This window comes from Methylovorus sp. MM2, assembly GCF_001648895.1.
In the GTDB taxonomy this organism is placed as follows: domain Bacteria; phylum Pseudomonadota; class Gammaproteobacteria; order Burkholderiales; family Methylophilaceae; genus MM1.
In genome coordinates, this window is record NZ_LXUF01000011.1 from 161,076 (window position 1) to 187,033 (window position 25,958).

Annotated in this window: 29 protein-coding genes; 11 read left to right on the forward strand and 18 right to left on the reverse strand. The window is 43.0% G+C overall.

Annotated features, from left to right (window positions below; translation table 11 throughout):
• Positions 1 to 36 precede the first annotated feature (36 nt).
• Both A7981_RS08420 and ppsA read right to left on the reverse strand, forming a co-directional pair.
• Entirely contained in the window at positions 37 to 849 is an 813-nt protein-coding gene (locus A7981_RS08420) for a pyruvate, water dikinase regulatory protein (RefSeq protein ID WP_067267024.1), read from the reverse strand.
• 101 nt (positions 850 to 950) lie between these two features.
• Positions 951 to 3,320: a phosphoenolpyruvate synthase gene (ppsA, locus tag A7981_RS08425; RefSeq protein ID WP_082889279.1), complete on the reverse strand. Its 2,370-nt coding sequence runs from the start codon at positions 3,318 to 3,320 to the stop codon at positions 951 to 953.
• Between the two features lie 687 nt (positions 3,321 to 4,007).
• Here ppsA and A7981_RS08430 point away from each other — a divergent pair.
• Positions 4,008 to 4,226, forward strand: a complete 219-nt coding sequence (locus tag A7981_RS08430; protein WP_067267026.1) for a hypothetical protein — start codon at positions 4,008 to 4,010, stop codon at positions 4,224 to 4,226.
• A gap of 46 nt (positions 4,227 to 4,272) precedes the next feature.
• Here A7981_RS08430 and A7981_RS08435 read toward each other — a convergent pair whose 3' ends face one another.
• The 3 genes from A7981_RS08435 to A7981_RS08445 all read right to left on the reverse strand — a co-directional run bounded on the left by A7981_RS08435 (position 4,273) and on the right by A7981_RS08445 (position 7,127).
• Positions 4,273 to 5,301, reverse strand: coding sequence for a YdiY family protein (locus A7981_RS08435; RefSeq protein ID WP_067267028.1), 1,029 nt, complete (start codon positions 5,299 to 5,301; stop codon positions 4,273 to 4,275).
• 267 nt (positions 5,302 to 5,568) lie between these two features.
• Positions 5,569 to 5,958, reverse strand: a complete 390-nt coding sequence (locus tag A7981_RS08440; RefSeq protein ID WP_067267029.1) for an MAPEG family protein — start codon at positions 5,956 to 5,958, stop codon at positions 5,569 to 5,571.
• A gap of 68 nt (positions 5,959 to 6,026) precedes the next feature.
• Positions 6,027 to 7,127, reverse strand: coding sequence for a mechanosensitive ion channel family protein (locus tag A7981_RS08445; protein ID WP_067267031.1), 1,101 nt, complete (start codon positions 7,125 to 7,127; stop codon positions 6,027 to 6,029).
• 249 nt (positions 7,128 to 7,376) lie between these two features.
• Here A7981_RS08445 and A7981_RS08450 point away from each other — a divergent pair, with 249 nt between their 5' ends.
• Complete coding sequence (locus tag A7981_RS08450) at positions 7,377 to 8,408, forward strand: DUF2157 domain-containing protein (protein WP_067267034.1); 1,032 nt, start codon at positions 7,377 to 7,379, stop codon at positions 8,406 to 8,408.
• An 18-nt stretch (positions 8,409 to 8,426) separates the two neighbouring features.
• Here A7981_RS08450 and A7981_RS11825 read toward each other — a convergent pair whose 3' ends face one another.
• The 4 genes from A7981_RS11825 to A7981_RS08465 all read right to left on the reverse strand — a co-directional run bounded on the left by A7981_RS11825 (position 8,427) and on the right by A7981_RS08465 (position 10,756).
• Positions 8,427 to 8,759 (reverse strand): four-helix bundle copper-binding protein, encoded by a 333-nt coding sequence (locus tag A7981_RS11825; RefSeq protein WP_082889280.1) that lies wholly within the window; start codon positions 8,757 to 8,759, stop codon positions 8,427 to 8,429.
• Positions 8,760 to 8,923: 164 nt separating this feature from the next.
• Positions 8,924 to 9,397 (reverse strand): hypothetical protein, encoded by a 474-nt coding sequence (locus A7981_RS08455; RefSeq protein ID WP_067267036.1) that lies wholly within the window; start codon positions 9,395 to 9,397, stop codon positions 8,924 to 8,926.
• A gap of 123 nt (positions 9,398 to 9,520) precedes the next feature.
• Positions 9,521 to 10,243: a Crp/Fnr family transcriptional regulator gene (locus tag A7981_RS08460; protein ID WP_067267038.1), complete on the reverse strand. Its 723-nt coding sequence runs from the start codon at positions 10,241 to 10,243 to the stop codon at positions 9,521 to 9,523.
• Positions 10,244 to 10,267: 24 nt separating this feature from the next.
• A complete protein-coding gene (locus tag A7981_RS08465) occupies positions 10,268 to 10,756 on the reverse strand; it encodes a DUF421 domain-containing protein (RefSeq protein WP_067267041.1) in 489 nt (162 codons plus the stop codon).
• A gap of 218 nt (positions 10,757 to 10,974) precedes the next feature.
• Between A7981_RS08465 and A7981_RS11830 the strand changes: the two genes are divergently transcribed.
• Positions 10,975 to 11,151, forward strand: a complete 177-nt coding sequence (locus tag A7981_RS11830) for a PLDc N-terminal domain-containing protein (RefSeq protein ID WP_082889281.1) — start codon at positions 10,975 to 10,977, stop codon at positions 11,149 to 11,151.
• A gap of 68 nt (positions 11,152 to 11,219) precedes the next feature.
• On the opposite strand, the gene A7981_RS08470 is transcribed toward A7981_RS11830, so the two are convergent.
• Positions 11,220 to 11,426 carry a hypothetical protein gene (locus A7981_RS08470; RefSeq protein WP_067267044.1) on the reverse strand — a complete coding sequence of 69 codons (207 nt, stop codon included), beginning with the start codon at positions 11,424 to 11,426 and terminating at the stop codon, positions 11,220 to 11,222.
• A 360-nt stretch (positions 11,427 to 11,786) separates the two neighbouring features.
• Between A7981_RS08470 and A7981_RS08475 the strand changes: the two genes are divergently transcribed.
• Positions 11,787 to 12,044: a hypothetical protein gene (locus A7981_RS08475; protein WP_067267046.1), complete on the forward strand. Its 258-nt coding sequence runs from the start codon at positions 11,787 to 11,789 to the stop codon at positions 12,042 to 12,044.
• A 45-nt stretch (positions 12,045 to 12,089) separates the two neighbouring features.
• Positions 12,090 to 12,290 carry a hypothetical protein gene (locus A7981_RS08480; RefSeq protein ID WP_067267048.1) on the forward strand — a complete coding sequence of 67 codons (201 nt, stop codon included), beginning with the start codon at positions 12,090 to 12,092 and terminating at the stop codon, positions 12,288 to 12,290.
• Between the two features lie 344 nt (positions 12,291 to 12,634).
• On the opposite strand, the gene A7981_RS08485 is transcribed toward A7981_RS08480, so the two are convergent.
• The 4 genes from A7981_RS08485 to A7981_RS08500 are packed head-to-tail and all read right to left on the reverse strand — an operon-like array spanning position 12,635 to position 16,739.
• Positions 12,635 to 13,837 (reverse strand): PIN-like domain-containing protein, encoded by a 1,203-nt coding sequence (locus A7981_RS08485; protein WP_067267051.1) that lies wholly within the window; start codon positions 13,835 to 13,837, stop codon positions 12,635 to 12,637.
• A gap of 41 nt (positions 13,838 to 13,878) precedes the next feature.
• A complete protein-coding gene (locus A7981_RS08490) occupies positions 13,879 to 14,961 on the reverse strand; it encodes a DUF262 domain-containing protein (protein WP_067267054.1) in 1,083 nt (360 codons plus the stop codon).
• A complete protein-coding gene (locus tag A7981_RS08495) occupies positions 14,951 to 15,943 on the reverse strand; it encodes an adenine-specific methyltransferase EcoRI family protein (protein WP_067267056.1) in 993 nt (330 codons plus the stop codon). The genes A7981_RS08490 and A7981_RS08495 overlap by 11 nt, the downstream gene beginning before the upstream one ends.
• A 55-nt stretch (positions 15,944 to 15,998) precedes the next feature.
• A complete protein-coding gene (locus tag A7981_RS08500) occupies positions 15,999 to 16,739 on the reverse strand; it encodes a hypothetical protein (protein WP_067267059.1) in 741 nt (246 codons plus the stop codon).
• Positions 16,740 to 16,883: 144 nt separating this feature from the next.
• On the opposite strand from A7981_RS08500, the gene A7981_RS08505 reads away from it, so the two are divergent.
• From A7981_RS08505 to A7981_RS08510, 3 genes are all read left to right on the forward strand, one after another.
• A complete protein-coding gene (locus tag A7981_RS08505; protein WP_067267060.1) occupies positions 16,884 to 17,795 on the forward strand; it encodes a hypothetical protein in 912 nt (303 codons plus the stop codon).
• A 221-nt stretch (positions 17,796 to 18,016) separates the two neighbouring features.
• On the forward strand, positions 18,017 to 19,255 hold the full coding sequence (locus A7981_RS12285) for a replication initiation factor (RefSeq protein ID WP_254258542.1): 1,239 nt from the start codon (positions 18,017 to 18,019) through the stop codon (positions 19,253 to 19,255).
• Positions 19,174 to 20,190 (forward strand): site-specific integrase, encoded by a 1,017-nt coding sequence (locus A7981_RS08510; RefSeq protein WP_254258557.1) that lies wholly within the window; start codon positions 19,174 to 19,176, stop codon positions 20,188 to 20,190. Before A7981_RS12285 ends, A7981_RS08510 begins: the two co-directional genes overlap by 82 nt.
• 494 nt (positions 20,191 to 20,684) lie before the next feature.
• Here the strand turns inward: A7981_RS08510 and A7981_RS08515 are convergent, their stop codons facing one another.
• On the reverse strand, positions 20,685 to 21,122 hold the full coding sequence (locus A7981_RS08515) for a Rap1a/Tai family immunity protein (protein WP_067267066.1): 438 nt from the start codon (positions 21,120 to 21,122) through the stop codon (positions 20,685 to 20,687).
• A 280-nt stretch (positions 21,123 to 21,402) separates the two neighbouring features.
• On the opposite strand from A7981_RS08515, the gene A7981_RS08520 reads away from it, so the two are divergent.
• Entirely contained in the window at positions 21,403 to 21,660 is a 258-nt protein-coding gene (locus A7981_RS08520; RefSeq protein ID WP_067267068.1) for a hypothetical protein, read from the forward strand.
• Positions 21,661 to 21,786: 126 nt separating this feature from the next.
• Positions 21,787 to 23,361 (forward strand): hybrid sensor histidine kinase/response regulator, encoded by a 1,575-nt coding sequence (locus A7981_RS08525; RefSeq protein WP_082889282.1) that lies wholly within the window; start codon positions 21,787 to 21,789, stop codon positions 23,359 to 23,361.
• 257 nt (positions 23,362 to 23,618) lie between these two features.
• On the opposite strand, the gene A7981_RS08530 is transcribed toward A7981_RS08525, so the two are convergent.
• Genes A7981_RS08530 through A7981_RS08540 form a run of 3 tightly spaced genes read right to left on the reverse strand, consistent with a single transcriptional unit; the run spans position 23,619 to position 25,521 of the window.
• Positions 23,619 to 24,089: a hypothetical protein gene (locus tag A7981_RS08530; protein WP_067267072.1), complete on the reverse strand. Its 471-nt coding sequence runs from the start codon at positions 24,087 to 24,089 to the stop codon at positions 23,619 to 23,621.
• A gap of 11 nt (positions 24,090 to 24,100) precedes the next feature.
• Positions 24,101 to 25,318 (reverse strand): replication initiation factor domain-containing protein, encoded by a 1,218-nt coding sequence (locus tag A7981_RS08535; protein ID WP_067267074.1) that lies wholly within the window; start codon positions 25,316 to 25,318, stop codon positions 24,101 to 24,103.
• Positions 25,315 to 25,521: a hypothetical protein gene (locus tag A7981_RS08540; protein WP_067267077.1), complete on the reverse strand. Its 207-nt coding sequence runs from the start codon at positions 25,519 to 25,521 to the stop codon at positions 25,315 to 25,317. The genes A7981_RS08535 and A7981_RS08540 overlap by 4 nt, the downstream gene beginning before the upstream one ends.
• 113 nt (positions 25,522 to 25,634) lie before the next feature.
• On the opposite strand from A7981_RS08540, the gene A7981_RS08545 reads away from it, so the two are divergent.
• The gene (locus tag A7981_RS08545; protein WP_082889283.1) at positions 25,635 to 25,910 is read left to right on the forward strand and encodes a helix-turn-helix transcriptional regulator; all 276 of its coding nucleotides are present in this window, start codon (positions 25,635 to 25,637) and stop codon (positions 25,908 to 25,910) included.
• Positions 25,911 to 25,958: the final 48 nt, after the last annotated feature.

Here is a 25,958-nt window from a genome sequence, read left to right on the forward strand (position 1 = left end):
ATCAGAAATCTTCACCAGCCATAAAGCAACGCGGACTTAATTTTGTCCGGTCGTCCTAATCTTTTGCAGAATGGTCGTTGCCAACTCTTCGATCGAACGACTTGTAGAATCTATCCAGGTAACGCCAGCACGCTCCATTAAAGACTCGGCAAGACGCACCTCTTCCCTGCAGTTCTCAATCGATGCGTAGAAGCTATCAGGACGGCGCTCGCTTCGTACTGAGTGCAAGCGCTCGGGATCAATCGTCAAACCATAGAGTTTCTCAGGATATTTATCGAGTACCGCAGGCAATGTCATGCGCTCGAAGTCTTCAGGAATCAATGGATAGTTGGCCGCTTTTACACCGAACTGCATCGCCAGATATAAACTAGTAGGCGTCTTACCGCAACGTGACACACCAATTAATATAACTTGCGCTTCTTCAAGACCTGAATTCGTCTGACCATCATCATGACCCAATGAGAAGTTAATGGCATCCATGCGCTCGTGGTAGCTATTGCCCAATACACCATGGGTGATACCAACTCCTAAGGAAGGTGGCATATCCAGCTCAGCGGATAAAGGATCGATAAATGCGCCAAACATATCAAGGCACAATGCATCAGTAGATTTTAGCAGTGTGCGAAATTCAGGCGTTACCAACGTCATCACAATGATGGGACGGGCATTATCTTCTTCTTTTGCCTGTTCGATACGTTGCACGACACCCTCGACTTTTTGAATCGAGTCGATAAAAGGGTAGCGAAACTGGCGAAAGGTCACATCGGGGAAATGGGCCAATAGATGACCGACGGCTTCAGCCGTGATGCCGGTACTATCTGATACGAAAAAAACGGTGCGTTGCTGCATGGCTTGCCTCTCTTCACTCGCTAAAAAACAAAAGCCATATCAAACGCAGAATTTCAATAGCATGCGTAAGATATGGCTGAGATATTTTTGTGCTTTAAGACTTACAGCTTTAATTTATTCAGACGTTGCCATGTAGTGACAACTGTATCAGGATTCAACGAAATAGACTGAATACCTTCAGCAACGAGCCATTCGGCGAAGTCTGGATGATCTGAAGGACCTTGACCACAGATACCGACATATTTACCAAGGCGGTTACAGGTTTGGATCGCCATACGCAACAATACCTTAACCGCATCGTTACGCTCATCAAAGCCATGTGCCATTAAGCCAGAGTCACGATCCATACCCAAAGTCAGCTGTGTTAAGTCATTTGACCCGATCGAGAAGCCATCAAAATACTCAAGGAACTCTTCAGCAAGTAAAGCGTTAGATGGAATCTCACACATCATGATCAGGCGCAAGCCATTCTCGCCGCGCTTCAGGCCATGCTCAGCAAGGATTTCAACAACCTGCCGTGCTTCATCGATGGTACGGACGAAAGGCACCATCAGCTCAACGTTAGTCAGACCAAGCTCGTCACGCACCTTGTGCATCGCGAGGCATTCAAGCTCGAAACAGTCCCTGAAGTCTTCTGCAATGTAACGTGCCGCGCCACGGAAGCCCAGCATCGGGTTTTCTTCATCAGGCTCATAGATATCGCCACCAACCAGTTTTTTGTACTCGTTAGATTTGAAGTCTGAAAGACGAACGATCACTGGTTTACCCCAGAAAGAAGCCGCGATCGTCGCAACGCCTTCTGCCAGCTTATCGATATAGAACTGGCGTGGATTGGCATAGCCTTGGGCACGCTTTGTGATCTCAGCCTGCATGTCAGCCGGAACGCTATCAAAATTCAGGATCGCTTTCGGGTGGATACCGATCATGTTATTGATCACGAACTCAAGACGCGCAAGACCGACACCGCTATTCTGAATCTGGGAGAAACTGAACGCCATGTCAGGGTTACCCACGTTCATCATGATCTTCACCGGTGCTGCCGGCAATGATGCAGCGGCTTGGCTAGTGACCTCATACTCCAAAGCCCCTGCGTATACGTTACCTGTTTCACCTTCAGCGCATGAAACGGTGACGATATCACCCTCTACCAAGACTTCTGTTGCGTTCACACTACCTACAATCGCTGGAATGCCAAGTTCACGTGCGATGATCGCAGCATGACAGGTACGGCCACCACGGTTAGTCACCAAGGCAGAAGCACGCTTCATCACTGGTTCCCAATTCGGGTCTGTCATATCGGCAACTAATACATCGCCTGGCTGCACACTATCCATTTGCGAAGGATCGCTCACGATACGCACACGACCGACACCGATCTTTTGTGTAACGGCACGACCCGTAATGATCGCGTCACCTGAGCCATTAAGCTTGAATTTCTCGATCGTGCTACCAGCCTGCGATTTCACAGTCTCTGGGCGTGCTTGAAGAATATACAACTTGCCATCTACACCATCTTTACCCCACTCGATATCCATCGGGCGAGCGTAATGTTTTTCGATGATGGTTGCATAACCTGCTAGCTCGAGTATTTCAGCATCGCTCAGTGAATAGCGATTACATTCAGATTTATCTACATTTTCAATCACCGTGCTCTTACCGGCTGCATTTGCATTGGTAAAGATCATCTTGATGAGTTTTGAACCCAAATTACGGCGAATGATCGCTGGGCGACCTTGTGCCAATAAAGGTTTATGCACATAGAATTCATCAGGGTTAACAGCGCCCTGCACAACGGTCTCGCCCAAGCCATAAGCTGAGGTGATGAATACAACATCATTAAAACCGGATTCGGTATCCATCGTGAACATCACACCAGAACTACCGATATCACTGCGCACCATACGCTGCACACCAGCAGACAAGGCAACATCGGCATGGATAAAGCCTTTGTGTACACGATAGGAAATCGCACGATCATTATAAAGCGAAGCAAAAACCTCTTTGATCGCATGCATGATGTTATCCAGCCCACGAATATTGAGGAAGCTCTCTTGCTGCCCAGCAAAAGATGCATCCGGCAAGTCTTCTGCTGTAGCGGATGACCGCACTGCAAAGCTCACTGCATCGCCCATCTGAGCGGTCAGTGTCTTGTAATGCTCAGCGATAGCATCTTGCAAAGCCTGAGGGAAAGGCGCCACCATGATCCACTCACGGATCATCGCACCACAGGCTGCTAGCGCGTTGACATTATCCACATCAAGTTTATCTAGTTCCGCATTGATGCGGTCAGCCAAGCCACCTTGTGCGAGAAACTCACGATAAGCATCGGCGGTTGTCGCAAACCCGGTTGGAACGCGCACACCTTTAGCGGTTAGTTGGCTGATCATCTCGCCTAGCGAGGCGTTCTTACCACCAACAGAAGGCACATCTGCGATGCGTAGTTTCTCAAAAGCAATGACGTATTCCGACATATTCTTCCCATCCGTTCATACACCCGTTATAAATGGGGCATGAATTTTATTTTCCAATGTATTTATAAAGCATGAAGGCGAAGGTTAAAGCCCGCAGACACTTCATCAATGTTTTTATACAGGCTTTTAAATCACCTTAAATAATGCTTAATCTCGATAGCAATCATGAAGTTACTCAGAGTGTCGGGTATCAAATACGCTTTACGCCGCCTTGAATATTGCCTGCGTAAGCTTTAAATTGAATCGCCCACTCAATCCAAGTTATTCTTCTTTTGAGGGCGTATTTTGATTAGTTTTGCTTAATTCTGTTAAACGTACCGCGCTGAATTAAATGTGAAATAATAAATCATGCGCCCACTAAAATCTACGCAAGATTCACTCTTTGCATCATTTTAGTTCATATTAGTTAGCGCAAATCGCATGCTTTATCAGGCCATTACCCTAAAAATAATATTTTCCCATGGCGAATCAATGCTATAGCCTTAATTCCGAAAAGCGCTATAAATCAGGCTTAGTCTATGGAATTGAATATTAGAAATGTTTGTCATGATGTTGTAAAACAGGTTGCGTAAAGTCGCCATCGGCTCAATATAGAAATTTGGCGTAAATCTTGCTAAAAATACCTTGTTAAGAACCCTTAACAGAATAGATGCAGCACAAAGTTATACCGAGACGAAAGGAGAAACCATGATACTGATATTTTTAGGTCTGTTATTAGCGTTAGTACCCCTGCTCTATACAACCTCACTATCTCATTTGATGCTGGTAAGCATATACGCAGGGCTTGCCCATATAGCCGCGTTTGCATGGGCACTATTCATCCTAACGATTATTGTACGTAGACAGCGAATAGCTGAATGGCGACATGCCAAGCTACGAAAAGCTCAGCCACTCACACGCCAATAGAAGTTGTGTCCGCAAAAATAAAGCCAGCATTGCTGGCTTTATTTTTTTACCATCCGTAACCGACGTTGAACATCAGGGTCGAATCCGCCTTTTCACGACCGGGAGCTGGCGATTTATCCCAATTAAGATTTAACTGAGTTGATGCATTCAAGCGGCTGGTTAGCGGGAAACGAAAACCCGTTTTTGAAAATACCAATATCTCATCGGTACGCGTCAGACCAACAAAAGCTTCATGCTCGTGAAAGAACTGGGTAAGCCCATTGAGCAGCATCTGGTCATACTTCACAGCCCAGCGCACAGATGGGTAACTTTCATCATCGGCCTCATAGTGGGTTTCGTTGATATAGTTCAAGCCGCCTTCAAGTGCCAGATTCAGATTAGGTGATTCAAACATCTGGTAACCGTTACCGCCACCGACCGTGGTACGTAGGCGAATATCCTGAAATCGATCCTGCGCTACCGAACTATTGGCATATAGATACCATTTTTCACTGACGAAGTGATCGTACTTCGCATAGCCACGACTATTGAATTGGGTGTTATCTCCACGGTCTTCTGCCCGATTGAACACGGCTCCTACGGTATAGCGATTTTGTAGGGTTCTTACGATGCTTTCCGCATCTGCTCTAAGTGCACGCGTCTCTGTATTACCTTGTGTCCAGGTGCCGCCCACATTGAAGCGGCCGGTCCATTTCATACCACCACGCACAAGTTCGGGAGAGGGATTGATATATTTCACCTTTTCGAGATCAGTTTCTGCCACTTCTTTTGCATCGGCCGCTTGAATGACGACTTTCCCCGACTCAGTTGGTGCCAAGGCGCCATTGAATTTTTTCCTGTCTTCTAACACGACAAATAAGGGATTATCCGATTTGATGCTGGCAACTTCCAGCCAATTGATATTGATGTCACCCGCATAGGATGTCCTGAATATCACGGTGTTGGTTTCTTTTTTAATGACTTGACCAGTGAGCACATCACCATTCTTTAATCTTATTTCGTCGGCTTGTGCTTGAGAAACCAGGCCAAACAAAGATAAAAACATCATGATGCTTACGCGATATATAGACCGCATAGTGAATCTCCTCTGAACATATAACACGCCGTTTGATACGCCACCGCGACCAATCAGATTTAACAACGACAATCAGCTTAAGTTGGGATGAAAAATCACAAAAAACGCTTACTTAACGATAGATTGAAAATAACTTAACGAATGGTGTTCTTGATGAATGACTACACAATAGGCAAAAAATTTCGTGACCAGGGCGATTTCAGAGCATATCCGCGAAAGAAATGTCTGACCTAATTGCGTTAAACCTACTCAAAATAGTTTTAAAGATCAAAACAACGCCACTAGCACACAACAGATTCCCGCCATTGAGATCATCCAAACAATAGTACGAACGACTGGAACACCAAAAGCATAGAGAGGAAAATAAATCACGCGCGCAATCAGGTATACAATCGCTCCTATATAAGTCAGTGTGCCGGTACGATCTGCAATCATGGCAATTAAAATGGCCACCGCGAATATTGGGAATGTCTCAAAAAAATTGGCTTGCGCGCGAAGCAAACGTGCCGGAAGCGGATTTAGCGGAGGCTGCTCGCCATCACGTGCGCTTACGTTCCACTTGGGTCCGTATTGATTAGTTCTCGCTTGTGCCGCCACTAGGATATGCACAAGGCCCAATATCAATGCATAGGTCAAACATTGGAGTTCAAAAGCCATGATTTATCCCTTAAAGTTTTTTATGAATATACACCAGCTTAATTAATAGCATGCGCGATATAAATGACTTAATTAACTTTCACTACTTTTTTACTACTTACTTTTCTGAGCGCAACCTCATTGACAGGCATATCCAAGGTCATAGTGGGATATGCGAATTCAGCATCAATGGCTTTGAATGCTTTGATCAGATATAGATTAATGGCTTGCTGGATATCCATATATAAATTGAAATCACTGCTATCAACAAAATAAACCACCTCAAAATCCAGTGAGCTTGCACCAAACTCTTTAAAGTGCGCTCTATCGAATCGGGTATGTTCAGATTGCTCGATGGCAGCTCTGACTATCTGCGGAATCTTTTCAATGGATTCTGCTTCTGTGGCATATGTCAGCCCAAACTTGAAAACGACCCTGCGATCAGCCATGCGCTTATAGTTATGAATGGTGTTCTTAAGCAACTCTGTATTGCTACACACGATTTGCTCTCCACTGATGCTTCGGATATGTGTCGTTTTAAGACCCACTCGCTCGATGCTACCAGCCACATCGCCAAAAACGATGAAATCGCCTATCACAAATGGCTTATCTAGCCCGATAGCGAGTGATGCAAATAGATCGCTTAAGATATTCTGAACGGCCAGTGCTACTGCTACTCCGCCCACGCCAAGACTTGCCACAAAAGCCGTAATGTTTACCCCGACATTAGCAAGCATGGTGAGCAGTACAACCGTCCAGACAATGGTTTTGAATATCCAGGAAAGCATCGCGGTGATGACAGGATTTTCAGCAGTTCCATCCACATGGACCAACTTTCCGCTAGACCAGATCGTAATACCTTTATTGAGCCACAGCGCTATCTGGACGCCAATAATCACGAATGAGACATGATCTAGCCTTGTTACCCATTTGTCCGGTAAGTCCAGAAAATGGATACCCATCAATACGGCAAACAATGCAATCGTAAAGCGGTTCGTTTCCCGCATCACTTCAAGCAGGATGTCATCTAGACGTGTTGAGGTTCTTTGCGATATATCGCTCAGTTTCCTGACGATGAACCCCAATAATGCAAAGATAAGTAAGTAGGCAATTGCGGCAACAAGTGCAGCATATATCCATTGCTCGATTGGCAATCCAAGAAATGTATCGAAATGAAGCCAGCTATTCATTGTTTGTCCTTTTTGATGGGAGAAGAATGACTAGTCGGTATTACACAAAACCTTAAGTACAGCGACGATTCAATAATTGAGTGACGATGATGAGACTAAGCCATTTCTCTAAAATAATTCTCAACCTTGTATTGTTAGGAACAGGAGACACTCTCGAAGTTCATTTGCTCTAAGTTCATTTGTAAGCTGAGACTTACTTAATCCATGTTGCAGTGCTAATCTGTGTCATCTGAATATTGGGGATATAGGATGCAATTGAACCGGGAAATTCTCAAAGAGGCCGAAGATAAAGGCTTGGTCTCTCACCAGCAGGCAGATGCGCTTTGGAATTTTCTATCTGATCGTTCAAGAGACCAGCCCAGCTTTCGATTCACCCACATTCTGTATTACTTCGGTGGCTTAATCGCGATAGGCGCAATGACGCTGTTCATGAACCTTGGTTGGGAACAATTCGGTGGATGGGGATTGTTTTTTATCGCCTTGGCCTATGCTGTGGCAGGTCTTGTACTGACGCACTATTTCCTCAACCTCACGCTGCCTATCCCCGCAGGCATCACTGCCACATTCGTGGTGGCACTTACACCCCTTGCGGTCTATGGCCTGCAAAGTGCCTTAGGATTATGGGCGGATGGTAAAGTCTACCGCGACTATCACGTCTATATTGACTGGCGCTGGATCTATATGGAACTCGCGACACTGGTAACCGGGACGATCATGCTATGGCGTTACCGATTGCCATTTCTGGTCATGCCAATTGCTGCCACCCTTTGGTATATGAGCATGGATCTCACGCCTTTTCTAATCGGAAATCCACATTACGACACAGATTTGTATGCCTTTGTCTCCTTATGGTTTGGTTTAGTGATCACGCTCTTGGGTTTTTGGGTAGACCTACGGACAAGGCACGATAAAGATTATGCGTTCTGGCTATATATATTCGGTGTCACCGCTTTTTGGGGTGGTATGTCGATGATGCATTCAGATAGCGAACTCAATAAGTTTATATACCTATGCATCAACTTACTCATGATTGCAGTGGGCTCTGTACTCTCGCGCAGAGTGTTTGCAGTATTCGGCGGGCTTGGCGCGGCAGGGTATCTAGGGCATCTCGCCTATGACGTTTTCAAGGACAGCATGTTCTTCCCGCTGGCTCTGACTATCATCGGTCTTGGTATGATATATCTCGGCATCGTTTGGCAAAAACATGAAGCCGTGGTCAGTCGCCAATTAAGAGCACTGTTGCCTATACAAATAAGGGAGCTAATCGAGAGGCGCCAATAAGTGACGCTCTTAAATATTTTAGTGTGAGACCATGCGTAGACATTCGTCCATACATGCATAACATGCTTTGGCACATTCCTGACAATGATCTGCGGGGTGTTTGATACATTCATCAGCGCATTCGCGGCAAATCTCTGCACAGTCTTCGCAGATCAGGTCAACAAATTCGCTTTCTCGCTGCATAAACCTAACCGCCATCCTACAGAACTCGGCACAATCTGTATCAAGCGAGACGCAGCGCTGCATCATGGGAGAGTGTCCTTCACTACGGCAAGCATCTGCGCAAACCTCTGATGCCAGAATCGCCTTTTTACAGGCATCAATACAGCGTTGATACTGTTCATTTACCATTGAAACTCTCCTCGATTAAGCGATTGATTAATGACTTTAATCACTTAATGTCCGAGCGCCAAGTAATATATTAGTTCATAAATATAAGGGTGCCCGGTATAAAGCGCTTCAATAGATCAGATGAAATCAGACAGGGTAAATACGCGGATGTATGGCAATTAAAGCTAGTGCCGAGCCTTAAGAGCATCGACTAATAGCTGAAAAAAATCATTGCCAATATTTGAGTAACTAATGACGCTCTTCAGCATTAGTTCACGATCAGGCGATTCATTTAATGATGCCGCAGTTTGAATCAGTTCAAACCCATTACCGGAGCAAGCAATAACCTTCTGGGCTTCATACGCATTCTGTATAAACTCGAGCGCTTGCGAATCACTGCAAAGGGCATCAATACCTAAACTTTGTGGGACAAAAACTGCATCAAATTCAAATGCCTCATTAAGCGGCAAGGGATAATCTACCATGATAGGCAGCCCCTGAGAGCTTGTGATTTCATCAGGATTAGGGGCAGCGACTCCAACTTTGGCAACTATATCTTTCAAGGCAAGCCGCACAGCGACGACGGAGTCAATATCCACCCCATCTGTCGTTAATATGATAACAATAGAGCCAGCAATATGATTCGATACAACAGCCACGTTGATATACCATTTCTTAGAGTTTTTATCATCACCAAAAGACTGATGACGGTCTTATCCAAGATAATTGCATACCCACATCGGATAAATCTGTCCGCTACCGTACAGATTGAGTCCATTCAGCTATTTAAGCAATGCATCAAGCTCCGTTTTTATGACCTGATAACATTCACACACCCGACTTTCAAGCGCCTCTCTATTCAGTACAGTCACACATCCGCGATGGTATTTTATATAACCCGCCCTAGCCAAGCTGGCTGATACTTCTGAAACACCAGCGCGCCTTACGCCAAGCAGGTCTGCAATACGCTGATGTGTCAAACTAATACGATTTGTACTCCACCTATCCAAACTCGTGAGTAAAAAACGACAGACCTGCTGGTCTATGTTATGAAAGCGATTGCACACCGCGAGTTGTGAAGACTGGACAAATAACGAGTGGATATATTGAAGCACTAATTCTCTGAAGTCAGCTTCTGCATCAAATAGCTTTTGTGCAGTAGTAGCTTTTACGCGATAGGCGAACCCTGCGCTCTGCACGATCACCTTATTGGTCAGTATGTCGGTGGAGCCCATAAACAAATTAGCCCCAACTAGCCCATCGTTACCAATCGCCGCCACCTCCGGCGAGGCCCCATTCTCTAACACCCGCACCATCGCGATAATGCTGCTAATAGGGAAATAAATGAAGTCGATTTTTTTCGTATGATGATAGATATCGCAATCTCTAGGCAGTGATACGATCTCCAGCTCCGGCAAAAGCTTTGCATAAAGCGACTCATTAAGCTTGGCAAGCAATCGGTTATTCTTCGGACTACGACGACCAATCGATTTAGTCTTTTCCATTGGTATTATTTCCCCTGTTTATCATTATCCGTTTTTTCGTACTACACTGATTGAGCCGTCAGATTCCAGCAGCATCTCTTTTACCTGTGAGAAGTCATCCATTCCCTCTTCGCGGAGTTTGCTTAACAAGTCGTCTTTGGTAATAAATTCACGCCTAAGATTACGCCACTGAAGCCGTCCATTTTTAACGAGCGGGATAATAGAAGCCTCGGCAAATTGGCGAACCAATGGAAAACGGTAACTCAAGTAATCCAATAGAAAATTCCAGAATACTAAGGTGCCCACCAACAACATCCCATCGGCCACATTTTTAGCATCACCACTCATAGCATTCTGCGAAGCATCCGCGACGATCACCACGAAGAGAAAATCGCCGATGCCCATACTGCCGACATCACGCCTTAATATGAACCGAAATATCAGAAAAAGAAACCAGTAGATAACAGACCCACGAAAAAATATTTCTAATGGCGGACTACTAAAATTGAATAAACCCAGTAAATCAAACATCATGATTTTTCTAAATATAACTATGATGATGCCAGTTTATCTATACTGGGTTCGATCATCATGTAGGCATGCCACCGAACTTAGTGTAGGAAAACAAGACAAGACAAGACAAGATATGCATGATATGTAGCAGTTATCCTACATAGAAATCAGATTTTTACTCTAATCAAAATGTAGATAATCCACTAAGATGACTACGTACAAACATAAGGAAAAATAAAATGGATCGTATAATTTACTTATTAATTCTGGCTTTAGATATTTTTGCCATTATTAAAATCATCCAAAGCTCAGCATCGGGCGTAGAAAAAATACTATGGATATTAGCCGTTCTGCTCTTCCCAGTCGTCGGCTTGATTATCTGGTTCTTTGCGGGGCCTGGCGGTAAAAAAGTATAACTAGGCATCGAAAATGAAAAATCCGGGTTACCTTAATATCTGGTCACCCGGATTCTCGTAAATCTTAACTACTCAGTAAGACCATCGTTTACTGATGCGGATGCCTCCCTGTTTTTTCTTAACTCCTCAATCACCTCTTCAATTGATGTATTCATCTCAAAGCGATTTTTCACTAGTTGTTCCTCGTCTACATTCAAAGGCTCGAGCCCCGTAGCCTGAATCTGTAGTTTAAGTTTATTTAGATTGATTATTAAGGTATCGGTAGATAAATCCATAGGAAGTTACCTTGATTTTATGTGCGGATAAAAGAAATACTGGCAGCTCCTGCAGCCGCCAGTATGTGCCAGCTTTTGGAGATTGAGATTTAACTCATGGCAGTGAATCAATTCTATATCTCTACTGATTGACTCACTATCAACGTTTGGCCTATTTAACCGTAGGATTACCCTTACATGCCCCAGCATTCTTCTCTAGGATTTTAGCTACATTCACTTCAGATTCGTCGAACTCTAAAAGCAATTCAATCAATATTAAGTCGGTTTAATTCCTACACGCCAATCGGACAAAATCGGATGAATATTCATCTCTCTTCGCTTTATTCTGAACGTACTGATTCATCTTAAGGTTGTAGTTAAATGTCAGGATTAAATCTTACGGAACTACAACTTGCTGCGCTAAATGATATCAATGAAGCTCAATTTAATCATTATGTAGAAGCCGATGTATCTCAGTCGATTCTTGAGGAGTTGGTAAGTAAAAAGCTTCTTCATTCGGATATGTTCGAAGGCTGGGTGCTCACGGCCAAGGCTTATGACTATCTAGAGAAGCTTAGACAAAAAAGGAAAGAAGATGAGAAAGCACGCGAATATGAACTACGAAAAAAACAGCCTTAGATTTTAGTAATCTTGAATTTTCAAAGTAATTGGATTGGAGCCATCATGAGACTAGCATTCACCAATAAAGAACATTACAACGCCATTATTAAAGATAATACTGAGATAGGCCGCTATGAATACAAAGCTGAAAAAGAAGGTGTAATTCTAAAACTACGATCGCAAGAGAAACTTGAAACCATAGACCATGTGTTTACCAATGAATATGACGTACAGAAATTTATCTACGAACATATCCACTCATAAAAATTGATACATTGATTAGGCTAAGCTAAAAAAGTGAGACGATCTGGAATCATCTAAAGAAATAAAATCAGAAAAGGTTATCTGAGTGGTATAAAGAAATCCTAAAGTTTGCTTTAGTCTACTATAGGACTACTAAAAATGAACAAGGGGCTACGATTTCTCGTAACCCCTTGATTTTATGGCGGCTGTTCGGGAATCGAACCCACGAAGAACGGATTAAAAGTTATCCCAATAGTCTGATTACTAAAATTAACACTCGCCATCACTCGCACATGATCGCCCAGAACTTAATATTACTGTCACATAGGCAACCGGACCTGGATTTTATGACCTCTATAAACTATCTACCCTAGTTCCGCATTTTTAAGAACAGCTGTGTACATGAATAAATAATCGCCTTCCTCAAGCAAGCCATGTTTGGATTTCATATGTACATTGAAATTCATTGGAGTACCACATCCTGAACTAACTCCAATTACTGAATTATCTGAATAGGGAGAGTTTATAAGATCTATACTAAATTTAGGGATAGATGCAAAAGCTGGAAGAAATTTCCCTGTTCCCGTTGCATACTTCATAGGACCAGTTAAATGAACGTTTAGAAATCCTGTTTGCTCATCTTTTTCAGAATCTAATACTTCCTGTGAAACTTCTATATGACTTTTGTCAAAAGTGTCTATTTTTGTATGTAAACTTACTTGAATGATTTCAGCAATTACATCATCACTTACTTCCGATTTAGATATTCGAGCTGACTCTTGAATAAACTTATCAACTGTATACATCCAAAACTTTTGTTTAGTCTCTTTATGAAATTCTTCTATCAATTCAGGTCTAGGACCTATAGTCCTTCCTGATTGCTCAGTCCACCAATCTTCTTTTTTATCATCAGTTATAAAAATAACAGGCTTTCCGAGAGATTTTGCTTGCTCAATGATCTGTAACCATAAAATTAAATCGCCATATTTTCTATAAGGGTCATCTACACCATCTTTTTTTCCATCTTTATATCCTGGAGGGACTTCATTTTGATATCTGATATCACCCAGCTTCGCAATTTCATCAAGCTTGGTATTGCTAAAAGGTCCCCCGGTTTTCCCTTCAAATAGAGTTTCAGCAAAATCCAAAACTTCATCATCCGTAAGTTTTTGCAATAGAGTGTGCTGCTGATTCTCAAGGGTTTTAACCAAATCTTGAGAGTATTTAGCGAAAGCTGGTAAGTCTGAATCAGGTAAAAAGGGATGCCTGTCATTACTTGATAAGTTTGCAAGTAAATCATTTATAGTTTTTATAGCTTTAGTGTATTCAGAAGCTTGTCCAGCAGTGACAGTAGATCTATTTTTTAAGAATTCTCTAGCAGCTTGGTGAGTAATAAAGGCTTTTTCTTTAACTGAAGTCAGAGCTTTTTCGAGTTCCTGCCGAGTATTAATGGAGTACCTGTAAAGGTTTAAGAGGACGTTGGCATCTATTGCGAAAATTGCCTCATTCCAGAGAATATTAAACTCATCGTTGGTTGGTCTAAAATGCCCAATGAATATCGATCTCATTCACATCCCCTTGTTATTGATTTTATAAGATCAAACTAAATTTAAATGCCTGATTTGAGTCTATTATCATGCTTACATAACATCTGACAGTTTGCAGAAATACTTTTTCCTCCTTCATGCCATGGAGTTAAATGATCTGCTTCCATTTCGTCTATTTCAAAAAATACTTTGCATTTCGTGCAAATCCCCTTTTGCCTTTCGTAGGCTTCCCTTTTATTTTTATCTGTAAAACCCCTTATACTAAGATATTTTTCTTTTCTAGTTAGTACATACTCATAAATCCCGGATTTTTTAGTTACATCCTCATCCATCATTAATTCAGTAATCTCGCTTTCCAACTTTTTAGAATCAAAATTTTGATCTTTAAAATTGTTATATAGAAGCCCTAGTGCTATCCCCTTCATTTCTTTCCGATAGTTCGGAAATACAACCTTCGTCCAATTAATGACACTTGTAAAATAAAGCCAAAGCTCATTTGCATTCGCGTCATGTTGATGAATTGCCATATATTCTTCAATATTTTGATGGCTTAACCAGTCAATAGCAGTTTCTAAATAGTCTTGCCTTATTGGCGAACCAACCATATATTGACTTGCTATGTGGTAAGCGGGACAAGAAGATTTACTAAAATATTTCTTAGCATCTGACAACCACGTGCCGGTGTAAATGGCATTCCGCAACTCTTGTTCATATAACTTCTCACCTGCAATGTTTATAGTTTTGAACCAATCAAGCTTTTCTTTATCGTTGCCCTCACAAAAATAAATCATCAATTTGTAGTCAAGCAGCTTATTTTTTTCAACCTCGGTTAGATTGTGAAAATACATTGCGTCAATAGAATAATTACCAATCACGTATTCACATATGCTTATAGTCCTTTGCTGGCCATCCAGAACCTCAAAAGATCCATCCTCATTTTTAACCCAATACATGACATTCAAAGGGAAGTTCTTCTTGATGGTTTCTATAACAGCATCTCGCTGCTTATCTTTATAAACAAATTCACGTTGATATTTAGGTCTGATATTGAGTAATCCACCGTAACCAATGACGCCTTCCTCATCATCATTAGAATATCCATTCGCGATATCTCTGATTAAAATTTCTTTGAGCTCAATGATCATATTTTTTATTTCTAATGAGAATTCGTTTAAATATTTTTCTTCCACCAATATAGATGGCTGAGCTTAAGGAATAGCCATCAGGAGCGTATGATCCAAGATTCCCAAGAATTTCAAATTGGTCAGGATTATATTTTTCAATAAATGTAATAGGTACACCCATAGGGCCCTCATAATCCATTGGGATATCTTTAGTTTTATCTACATTAATAGCATCAAAATTGTCATATTTTGGATATTCACTCTCATTACCTTGATATTTTTTGAATAAAATTAGGTCCTCGTGACGTTTCTTGGTTTCTATATTTGTAAACCAAGCTACACCTGAAACCCTGATCATCCCATCCTTGTGATCTGCATCTGAAGCATAGTCAACGTAATGTTTATTTACAAAATGCGCCATATTTCGGGTAAATCCGTACCCAAGCCAAAGCCTGTTATCTTTTATTAGTTTAAAAATTTCTTTGTAGGTAATTGAGTTCTGATTCCCAACAATAAGAAACTTTTTATCATATTCAATCAGCTGTGCTACATATTCTCGGAACAATGAAAACGGGGGATTGGTTACAACAATATCCGCACTTTTCAATAGTTCAATACATTCAGCACTCCTAAAGTCTCCATCACCCTTTAAATGAATAATCCCGATTTCCTCGGGATTTGGTATTTTGTCTCCATTTTTATCACCCGTGTATTCTAGATAAATGGCTTTTTCAGATGTGTTCTGAGTAAATAAGTCCATATTCTGATTTTTGTAGCAAGTCGCAATAAGTTTTCTCAACCCCAAGCTTTCAAAGTTATAGGAGAAATAGTGAAAGAAATTACTAACTCTCGGATCATCGCAATTACAAAAAACAACCTTATCTTTGAAGTTAGCTCTGTAATGCCTTAACTCTTTTTCGATATCTGATAATTGTGTATAAAACTCGTCATTTTTTTCCTTATTTGCTTTCTGCAAAACTTTATTTGAAGCTTTTTTAACCATCTAATTTGGACCTATGTAATATCTTAGAAATCTTATAAATCAACTCCAACTTCACTCAATTGGTAATTGCTTTGGCTTTTTTTACAATGATTTGATTATCGTAAATACTAATAGAGCCAGCCTCGGCAGAATCAGTTTTTTTCTTAGAAAGAGGAATTGCAATTTGATTGCTGGGGCTTTTCTTAAATCTTTCTAGGACTTCGCGTACAGCCGTGACTTCATCAATTGCGTTAATTTGTTCGATGTCACATAGCATCCTCGATCCCCATCTAGTCGAACCGACATGATTAATCAATGAATAGTCTTGATACGGAACAATTACAGTAAATCCATTCTCAGGTGCTGCAGGCTTAATAACTGGTTTTATTAGCATCAAAGGTAAAAAAGCACAAAAAATTGAAACCATTAACACTAAAAAATTTACAAAACGTTCTAGAGCTTCAGGCTGCCACTTTATGAATTCATTAATTTTTCCAGTTTTCCACGAATGTCTAATAGCTATGATGCTAAACAAAAGTAAGGCAAAATTTATTAATAAGAGAAACAAGATATGCGAAAACTCAATGAAATAATTAGAGTTTAAAGCAACTACGCCAGTCTGCATGTAAGTGACAATTGCCCAAGTGACAAAACTAAACAACCCCAAAGTCATGTCACCATGTACTTTTAAAAGATCATTAAAAGTTAAGTTGATCTTGCTTGAAGCTATTCCCGCAATGATACTTAAGAGCGCAAAAATAAAAGGAAGATATACGGGAAGATAAAAACTGAAATTTTCTGCGATGCTAAGAAACATACGTCCCCTCTTTATGATTTTTATTATTTATATAAACAATATGTTACAAATAATTCAAAAAAGCAATTTCTATTAGCTTTGTAAGGGATTTCCTTTCAAGTTCCTAATTAGTTTTAACCAAGAACCTAAGCATCTGCAGTCAACATGACCTCTATATCTATCAAACTTTCTGCTATCGAAAAATCATTAAATTTGTTTCTTAGAGAAGCTTCCGGTGTGCTATCTATGTTGCGTGAGACAAAGCCTGGGGATGGAATTTCTCTACGATTACGAAAACTGCTTATCCACTACAAAACAAGTGGCTGGGCTAAACACTACCTTGTTCCAGACGACTCATTTAAAGCCAAATTACTTACCTACATGCAACCTGACGAAATCAATGCGCTAGGTAAAGCATTTGAATCCATGTCATCGGTTGAACATCAAGAATGGGTTGATCAGCATATTAGTGAGATTGTTGAAGAAGCAGATTCAGATACTGATCCTTTGACCGAAGAAGAAATTGCAGCCTTAAGTGAGGATGAAAAAGCAGATTTATATAAGCGAGCTCAATTCGCCATCCACTTTTCGCTTGTAACACTTTTTAATCATTTTTCTTACGTTGCATATAAGAAACCCATCTATCAACTCGTAAATGAAGCTATTAAAGGCAATGATGAATCTTTCTTACAAGCCATACAAATTGATAAGACAGTTTTAGAATTCATTCCTTATTTCAATGAACGAAACCTGAGGGCAGCTACAGAATTGGATTTCAATTTCCAGCGGCGAATTAATACCTATCGAAACAAACCTATTCTTCAAAGCCGAATTAAGCATCATCAGTTATGGCTTGTATTTGCATACCTGGATGAAATGAATGTTTTAGATCAGTTTGAAAATTACAAAGAAGAATTGCTAGGCATCTGTCAACGCTTAGGCATCTACGGCCCACCGCCAGATAAAGATTTTGCTGACATAGACAATTTCAATAAACTTCTCAGCGAATTTAAGAAAAACCAATCCGGCATCATGCCTAAATACGGAAATTATGTCCTTGTCAATGACGTAACTTAGTCAAGGTGGCATCCGTGTTCTAAGTTCTCTCAATGCATAGTATCTGTGTCGCCCATTCAATTTTGGACGACACAGGGCAGTCGTCCTCCCACTTGGAGGATATTATGCAAACCAACCTTAAGCCAGATTCCGGCAATCAATCTCTTTCTGTAGACAACAAAAACGGTGACAGCCTATCCGTCCCCGCCCGCACGGCGCAGCCGGCGGACGGAGTCGGTGGGATGGAACCGGATGCGCCGCCTACTAACAGAGCATCCTATAACAGCAATCAAGTAGAAGATAGAACTGAGAACCCGAGTGATTGCAGGGATTATTTTCAGCCTTTAAGGTGGGGTGTTGATACGCTTTACCTCTCCTATCATGGCTCAATCCATAACACAGTCGATAACGAGCTTAAGGATTTAAAGGCCTTAGCCCAATCTCAAGACGATCAAGAACTAGCCCGCGCGCAATACGAGATAAATGACCATATCTTTGAAGTTAAAGATAAAGGCGCGGGACGTTTCCCCTACATCCTCGAGGACAAGTCCTTTCGGCTTCAGATAGCCCGTAAATTACTCCTTCCGCTGCTCTATGGCAGAGTTTCCAGCTATTTCCTAGCCCATGCCTCACCTCGGCAAGCAGAAGCCTCCCTACGCTCTATAGCAACTCATTTAGGCCAAGTCGAACCGGACGAAAGCACTAGCCGTATTGATCTGTACGTAGATTTTGTGTCATCTGTCCGTATGGATGGCTGGACGCGTGAAGCTTGGGTGACCCGTGCCAGTGCCATCGATAACTATTCACGGGATCAGAAATTCACGGGCTGGGCCATTGGTGCAGGTGGCAATATGATTGCAAGGCTTTATAACAAGACCGAAGAGATCAAAAAAAGCGGTAAGACCTATTTATTTGAATTATGGAAAGCCCAAGGCTGGGACGGTGAGTCCGATGTATGGCGATTGGAGTTTGAATTCAAGCGTGAAATATTAAGCCAGTTTCGATTGAGTACGCTGGACAGTGTCTTAAAGAACCTAAATGGCTTATGGAGCTATGCCACGACCGAATGGCTAAAGCTGACCGAGCCTAATCCCGACGACAAGACCAGATCACGCTGGCCTATCCATCCGTTATGGGCTTATCTGTCCACTATTGATTGGGAAACGGACGGAGGCGTACTGCTTAGAAAGTTTAACCACCAGCGCACACCTTCTGACGAATACCTGTTCGGTCACATGCAAGGTCTTTTAACGTCTTTTATGGCAAAGTCTGGTGTAGTTGACCTAGATGCCTGGCTAGATGAATATAAGCACTGCGAGGGATGGCGGGCTGGAAAGGAAACATTATGGCCCAACATCAAGAAGGACTCTACAAAAGGCCTGACTCTAGGTACTGGTGGATCAATGCAACCCTCCCGAACGGCAAACGAGTACGCGAGAGTGCTGGGACTGAAGACCGGATCGAAGCGGAAGCGTATCTAGCGAAGTTAAAACTGGATGCCTACCGTGAACATCACTTTGGGATTAAACAGCAACGCTCGTGGCAGGAAGCAGTCGTCAGGTTTCTTGCGGTCAAGGCAACACTGCGTGATGTGAAAGGGTATTACGGCATCTGCCGACGTCTGGATAACTACCTAGGCGACAAGATGCTAAACCAGATCAATGGCGACATTATCTGGAACATCATTCAGGGTGAAATGAAACGTGGCAATGCGATTGCAACTATTAACCGTCATCTGGCGGTGACTAGGGCAATTATGCGGATGGCACGCGATGAGTGGCAGTGGATTGATAGCATGCCCAAGATAAGACTGTTATCGGGTGAAGTAGAACGCGACCGCTGGCTGACTAGAGAAGAAGCAGACAAGCTCATTGCAGCAAGTCCGCCTCACTTGGCAGCGCTTATTAAATTTGCTTTGGCGACCGGATGCCGTGCGAGTGAGATCACTGGTCTGGAATGGAACCGTGTTGATCTGGAACGGCGGACAGCATGGCTAGACAAGACCAAGAACAAAACGCCGCGAGGTGTACCCCTGAACTCGGATGCCATTGAGGTATTGGAATCTGTAATGGGTCAAAGTACTCGTTATTGCTTCACGTACAAAGGTGAGCCGATTAAGCGGGCGATTACCAATCATGCTTGGTATGGTGCAGTGGAACGTGTTGGGCTGTCGGATTTACGATTTCATGATCTTAGGCACACATGGGCTTCATGGCACAGGCAGGCAGGAACCAGTTGTGATGAACTGAAAGATTTAGGCGGATGGAAGTCACGGCAAATGGTGGATCGTTACGCGAAATTTGCAACCGAGCATTTAACCGCTGCGGCCTCACGAATCGAGTCTGGGCGTGAAGGGAAAGTGATCAGTCTTGTCACGTTCAAGTCACGTTTAGATGAAACAAAGGCCTACGCATAATGCGTAAGCCTCTGTTTTTATTGGTGGGCTGTGCGGGGATCGAACCCACGACAAACGGATTAAAAGTCGGTCTCATTGCGTTACTAAAAATCACTGTCCGCGCCAGATAAGGCTCTTAGAGATGGTAGTACCACTAAGAAGTACTAAAAACGACTATTGCGTTGACACTTGGTTGACAGTTTTTTAGGCGTCTTTTTGATTCAATTCTTTAAATTCAAGAGGTCGATTGGGTTTATGTCGTTAGTAGGAAATAACGCAAAGAAATAGGTATCGATTATTCTAAATAACACATAAAAGAGAACCACAAACAACAATAATGTGACGATGAATCTCGTCAGTGACGATTTGCTTTTTCTGAATGTCTTTATCGTCTTTCACAATAAATCCTCCTGAATTTTTCAGAAGAATATCAAAAAATATATCGAATGTCAGCACGACTTATTAGAGTGGAAGCATTCCGGTAATTCGCTAAAATCGCAACGCGCTATAGATCATTACTTATCGATTTTCTTTGGCTCAGGGCAAGGATATGCCTCATGAAAAGCAGTTATAGCAAAGAAAATCGCAGGTTTTTGGTGTTGGTGAGGATTCATTTCAAGACCATCTTTGAGAACAGAAATTAAATCATCAAGCGGAGTCTTGGGAGGAATACAAAAATTGTATTTATTATTCATACCTCCCACATCTTGTATGACGGCAGAGAATTCAGAGAGGGCCCTAATATAAGCTGGCAACTTACCAAATACGATCGCTTCTTGAAGACTCCCCTTTCCGGTTTCTTTAACTCTCTTAAAAGTATAGATGTCACTTAATAAGTTAGCTCCTAAATAATCAGTCTGTATGTTTTCAGTAGGTTGAGGTTTGTTGGCTGATTGCTCTTCAGCGAATAGCATCGTAGGTGCTATCAAAATCAGTAAAAGCAAATACTTCATGATTATTCCCCTTTAAGTGGTTTTTGCTATGACCTAGTTTTTAACGAGACTTTATCACTTCATAGATACATTTCGGTAGTTCGCTAGAATCACAAAGCACAAATAGCATCAAGAGGCGGCATAAAGCCGCTTTGCTATTTATACGCCCGCTTGCAGCGGTTTCACTCTTGACCCTATTTCCACTTTGTTATGTGTGTCGGCCATGCCGTATGGCGAGGGCTGAACCCTTCTGGTTCGCCTTCCCATACAGCAGACCTTAAACGCATATAGGAGAAATTAGATGTTGAAGATCAGGAATGTGAACGATGAGACGAAGTGGAAAGACTACAGCAGGGTCGATTACGTTTGTAATCAGGCAAACGTCCGTATCACTGCGATCAGTGATGATCAGAAGCGAAGGGAGTATGCATTGAAGCAGATCAGGGCATTGGGATTCAAATGTCAGGTGATCTGGGAGAGAAAGGAGATACAGGTATTCAATCAGACTGTGGATGGAAAAAGGATTTTCATCTGCTCTATCGAAGATGAGAGGAGATGAGGATTTTATGTGACAGTGGATCAGATGATTAAGCCCCGAGAGGGGCTTTTAATTTGGTAGACTATATGAATATATCTGTGACTGAGACAATAAACCTGTATAGCATTATTTAACGAAAGTAACTCTATGCCAATTACAAAAAGCACCATTATCTTAGTTGTTGATGACTTTGAGTCTATGCGCAAGGTAACAAGGAGTCAGCTTGAAACGTTAGGGGCTGCCGCCAAAAATATTCTGCAAGCAAAAGATGGTGCTGAGGCTTTGCGTATTTTGCAAAATCACCTAGTTGATATAGTCATAACAGATTGGAATATGCCTGTAATGACAGGACTTGATTTGTTAATTGCTATGCGGGCGAATGCTAAGTTGAGCCGACTTCCCGTTCTAATGATTACAGCCGAAGCTGAGCGTGCCCGTGTTGAGCAAGCTATATCTTATGGCGTGAGCGGTCTTTTGGTTAAACCTTACACTCCCGGAGCCTTGCTTGACCGAATTGAACGAGCAATGACTTGGCGGCCTAGGAAAGTTGATGGAATTGAACCAGCTATTGATGCTCCCGTTTCTTTATCCAAAGAAGCTGTACGCTCTACGATTCTGGTAGTCGATGATACTCCAGACAATTTGCATCTTATATCGCAATTGTTTAAAGATGAGTACCGAGTGCGTATCGCTCATAATGGAGAGAAGGCTCTGGAAATATGCACTTCCAATAACCCTCCAGACATTGTGCTGCTTGATATTATGATGCCTGGGATTGATGGTTTTGAAGTGGCTAAGCGTATGCGAGAGCACCCTAACTCCGAGAATATCCCAGTAATTTTTGTGACGGCAATGACCGACCAAGATGCCAAGTTGAAGGGCATGGAACTTGGTGCTGTAGATTTTGTAACAAAACCTATTGACCCTACTGCACTAATACCGCGTGTACGCAACTTCATGCGCTTTGTAGAGCTACGTAAACAGTTACAAGCAGATTATGATGGTATGTTAGAAATGGCGCGCTTAAAAGAAGATGTTGAGCATATTACACGGCATGATTTGAAGGGGCCGCTGGCGGGGGTAATTGGACTAATTCAAGCGATGGAGGAGGATGACTCAACGAGTCGTAAACAATTTGAGCAGCTAAGGCTCGTAGAAGAAACAGCATTGCAATTGCTTAATATGATTAATCTTTCTTCAGAATTATTTAAAATTGAGACTGGCCGATTTAAGCTTGATGCTCAGCCCGTTAAAATTAGTGATATTTTGCGACGTATCGTTGAGGTTTCACGCACAACATATAATGAAAAGCATTTGACCATATCTGTAGATACCGATATTACGGTTGTTGGCGATAAACCGCTTCAGATACTAGGCGATTCAATGTTTTGTTATTCTTTGTTTCAGAATTTAGTTAAAAATGCATGTGAAGCTGCACCGGAAAAAACACGTGTCATTGTCTCGTTGGTTGATGAGGATCCGGTTCAAATTAAAATTCAGAATAAGGGTGCTGTCCCAATAGCAATTCGTAATAGTTTTTTTGAGAGGTTTGTGACGCAAGGTAAATCTGGTGGTACTGGCTTGGGCACTTATTCAGCAAGGTTGCTAGCAGAAGCGCAAAATGGACACATTTCGTTGGACGTATCAGATGAGGATAATCTAACCATTGTTACAGTCAGTCTACCTAGATTGTTAGAAGTCGATGCTAATGTGGTAGTTTAATAAAATATTTCTTTTAATACTTAAAAAATAAAAAAAGGCCCCTGACTGGGGCCTTCTTCACTGGCTGATGTGTATTCGTAGTTGATCAGGCACTTGAGTGTGTCTGGTCAGCTTCGAATAGAGCGCCTGCGGCATTGCACCGCGATGAACCAGTGGGAGGGGTGAACCGGTTGTGCATGCCCTACTCTCTCTTTATCGTCTTATCGCGATAGCCATGAGGTATAGGATCAGTGCGGTGAGGTAGGTGATCATCATGCTTATTTCCTGTAGCCATGTTTAGCCCCGAATCTGGGTTGGCCCTTCTCGTACTCGGGTAAGGTGTGGGTGACCCAGTGGATGTAATCCGCACCGGTCATGGCGTTAGTGGTTTGGGTGAGTTTCCCCATCTCGACCAGCTTGGCCCGTACCTTGTCGAAGGTCTCGGCACTCAATATGGTGGCCTGCGGATGCGGAGCCCGTCCGGTGTTGAACCTTAAGATGGCATTCATGACCGTGACCTGATTGTTGCGTCCGGTCTCGCTCTTCATCTGTGCCCTCACCCGCTCTCTTATCTTGTCGCCGTCGTACTGCATGCGTTTGTAGTAGAAGGCACGTGCATAGTCCTTCTGACGGCTGGCACTTAATAGTTCGTTGAAGTAATAGCCATCCATGTCGGCTGCGATGTCGTAGACACGGTCTATCTCCTGTTTACGCCAGCCTGTGATGGTTCGGGTCTGTATGATCTGCATAAGGTGTTCTCCTAAGAGGATAGGAACGAGAGGGATACCGGCATGTGTTCCAACTTATCGTGATGGAGCTGATGGCCGGTGTACTTGAATGAAGGTGGCAGGACGCCTTTGGGTAACTTGCCTTCACGGATGATCATATCGAGGACGGCCTTGGGGGAGCCTTCGATATCGAGCATGAGGTTGAGTGCGGGACCGCACTGGCGTTTGAGCCAGCGTTTGGTCCGCTCATAGGAGATCTGGGTGGTCTTTTGTATCGTGTGGATACGCTTCAGGTCATGACTGAAGGTGGCGAGTATCGGATAGGCGGCAGCGTAGTAGTCCTGCGGACGCTTCAATATGTCGAAGGGCACGATACGGTCGACGGATTTGAACTCGACTTCCATGCGTACCCATGGGGAGTTGGGGTCCCCTAGCTGCTTGCCCTTCTCATAGCCACGGAAGTAACGGCCGTTGTTACGGTTACCGATGTAGATGGTGCGGCCTTTGCCATTGGGTTTCTTCCAGTTGCCGCGATGTTCGATGTTGGGGTCACGGCCACCGTTATTGAACTTGCCATCGTCATAGGCTTTATCTAGGTCATCGACGGTATAGAGTTCACCCTTGATATCGTCATGGGCGAGGTCGATACGGGTGATACCGGCATTCATGGAGGATTCTAGGAAGTCAAAGAGTCTTCTTTCCCACCCTCTCCTTGCAGCGGCACAGCCTGAACCATTGAGGACGAAGTGGACGGTGTTGCGTTGGCCGCCGTAACAGACGAAGCCGTACTTGTCGCCTAGGTTATAAGAGGTACGGTAGAAGTGCATGCCCTTGTCACGCTTGGACGTGATACCGAAGCCGAAGATGGATTCACAGGCGAGGGATGCGGCCATCATGATCTCTTGGTCCACTACCCCACCCTCCAGTATCTGGAAGGTATCCTCATGGACGGTGAACTGGACCCAGTCCACAAAGCAGTGTTCAGAATCATAATGACTACGGGGAATGACCTGCTTTATCTTTCCGTCGTCACACACCAGTTCAATCTTTCCCCCCGTGTTACTAAGGGGGGCACAGCGACTGCGGTGCGTCCTCGCTCCGCTGCGGGCGCTCCTCGGCGCTGTGGTGTGGGCGTTGATGGCGTTGATATGATCGGGGACCGAAGCATCTATTGAGTCGAAGTCTTCAGGGGTGAGTCTGGCTCGGGCGAGCACATGGGCGTCGGCGTGGAGGTAGGGGCGTTTTTTCAAAGAAAGAACTCCTGCTCAAGGGCTAGCTTGTTGAGGAGTGCGAGGTTGATGAGGCGATGTTTGCCGATGAGTAATGTCGGCAGATATCCCCTGTTCATCCAGCCTTCGATGATGCCTTCACTCATCCCTATCATCTCTGCGAACTTCTGGCGCGAGATGACGGGTAATGACGGCATTTGACTTAAATCAATATGAGTGTCCATAATCCCTTTTATATGCGCCTCTGTGCCTCAAAGTAAGTCAATGTAAGTGTTCTTATAAAACTATACTTTTATACAAACACACTGAATGGAACTGTACTCGAATAAAAACACACATGTCAATATCTCAAGGAAAAAAAATCAGACTTATTCGCGAAAGTGCCGGTATGGGACGGCAGGCATTTAGCGATACAACAGGAATCCCTAAAGACAGTTTGATTGGTTACGAAATGGAACGAATCAAGCCAGGCGGAGAAGTGTTATCTGCAATTGCAGGAAAATGGCCAGAATACGCAGCCTATCTGCTAACAGATGAAACCGACGTTAAGCAGCGCAATCCAGAAGTGGAATCAGTAGCGCGAGAATTGGAAAATCAGAAAAAGGCGAGTTGATCGCTCGAAGCGTTTTAAAGCGGTGGTTTAAATAAGGGGAGTTATTGT

Coding starts and splice junctions, on each gene's coding strand:
- A7981_RS08420 (WP_067267024.1), bottom strand. CDS start 849: ATGCAGCAACGCACCGTTTTTTTCGTATCAGATAGTACCGGCATCACG.
- ppsA (WP_082889279.1), bottom strand. CDS start 3,320: ATGTCGGAATACGTCATTGCTTTTGAGAAACTACGCATCGCAGATGTG.
- A7981_RS08430 (WP_067267026.1), top strand. CDS start 4,008: ATGATACTGATATTTTTAGGTCTGTTATTAGCGTTAGTACCCCTGCTC.
- A7981_RS08435 (WP_067267028.1), bottom strand. CDS start 5,301: ATGCGGTCTATATATCGCGTAAGCATCATGATGTTTTTATCTTTGTTT.
- A7981_RS08440 (WP_067267029.1), bottom strand. CDS start 5,958: ATGGCTTTTGAACTCCAATGTTTGACCTATGCATTGATATTGGGCCTT.
- A7981_RS08445 (WP_067267031.1), bottom strand. CDS start 7,127: ATGAATAGCTGGCTTCATTTCGATACATTTCTTGGATTGCCAATCGAG.
- A7981_RS08450 (WP_067267034.1), top strand. CDS start 7,377: ATGCAATTGAACCGGGAAATTCTCAAAGAGGCCGAAGATAAAGGCTTG.
- A7981_RS11825 (WP_082889280.1), bottom strand. CDS start 8,759: ATGGTAAATGAACAGTATCAACGCTGTATTGATGCCTGTAAAAAGGCG.
- A7981_RS08460 (WP_067267038.1), bottom strand. CDS start 10,243: ATGGAAAAGACTAAATCGATTGGTCGTCGTAGTCCGAAGAATAACCGA.
- A7981_RS08465 (WP_067267041.1), bottom strand. CDS start 10,756: ATGATGTTTGATTTACTGGGTTTATTCAATTTTAGTAGTCCGCCATTA.
- A7981_RS11830 (WP_082889281.1), top strand. CDS start 10,975: ATGGATCGTATAATTTACTTATTAATTCTGGCTTTAGATATTTTTGCC.
- A7981_RS08470 (WP_067267044.1), bottom strand. CDS start 11,426: ATGGATTTATCTACCGATACCTTAATAATCAATCTAAATAAACTTAAA.
- A7981_RS08475 (WP_067267046.1), top strand. CDS start 11,787: ATGTCAGGATTAAATCTTACGGAACTACAACTTGCTGCGCTAAATGAT.
- A7981_RS08480 (WP_067267048.1), top strand. CDS start 12,090: ATGAGACTAGCATTCACCAATAAAGAACATTACAACGCCATTATTAAA.
- A7981_RS08485 (WP_067267051.1), bottom strand. CDS start 13,837: ATGAGATCGATATTCATTGGGCATTTTAGACCAACCAACGATGAGTTT.
- A7981_RS08490 (WP_067267054.1), bottom strand. CDS start 14,961: ATGATCATTGAGCTCAAAGAAATTTTAATCAGAGATATCGCGAATGGA.
- A7981_RS08495 (WP_067267056.1), bottom strand. CDS start 15,943: ATGGTTAAAAAAGCTTCAAATAAAGTTTTGCAGAAAGCAAATAAGGAA.
- A7981_RS08500 (WP_067267059.1), bottom strand. CDS start 16,739: ATGTTTCTTAGCATCGCAGAAAATTTCAGTTTTTATCTTCCCGTATAT.
- A7981_RS08505 (WP_067267060.1), top strand. CDS start 16,884: ATGACCTCTATATCTATCAAACTTTCTGCTATCGAAAAATCATTAAAT.
- A7981_RS12285 (WP_254258542.1), top strand. CDS start 18,017: ATGGAACCGGATGCGCCGCCTACTAACAGAGCATCCTATAACAGCAAT.
- A7981_RS08515 (WP_067267066.1), bottom strand. CDS start 21,122: ATGAAGTATTTGCTTTTACTGATTTTGATAGCACCTACGATGCTATTC.
- A7981_RS08520 (WP_067267068.1), top strand. CDS start 21,403: ATGTTGAAGATCAGGAATGTGAACGATGAGACGAAGTGGAAAGACTAC.
- A7981_RS08525 (WP_082889282.1), top strand. CDS start 21,787: ATGCCAATTACAAAAAGCACCATTATCTTAGTTGTTGATGACTTTGAG.
- A7981_RS08530 (WP_067267072.1), bottom strand. CDS start 24,089: ATGCAGATCATACAGACCCGAACCATCACAGGCTGGCGTAAACAGGAG.
- A7981_RS08540 (WP_067267077.1), bottom strand. CDS start 25,521: ATGGACACTCATATTGATTTAAGTCAAATGCCGTCATTACCCGTCATC.
- A7981_RS08545 (WP_082889283.1), top strand. CDS start 25,635: ATGTCAATATCTCAAGGAAAAAAAATCAGACTTATTCGCGAAAGTGCC.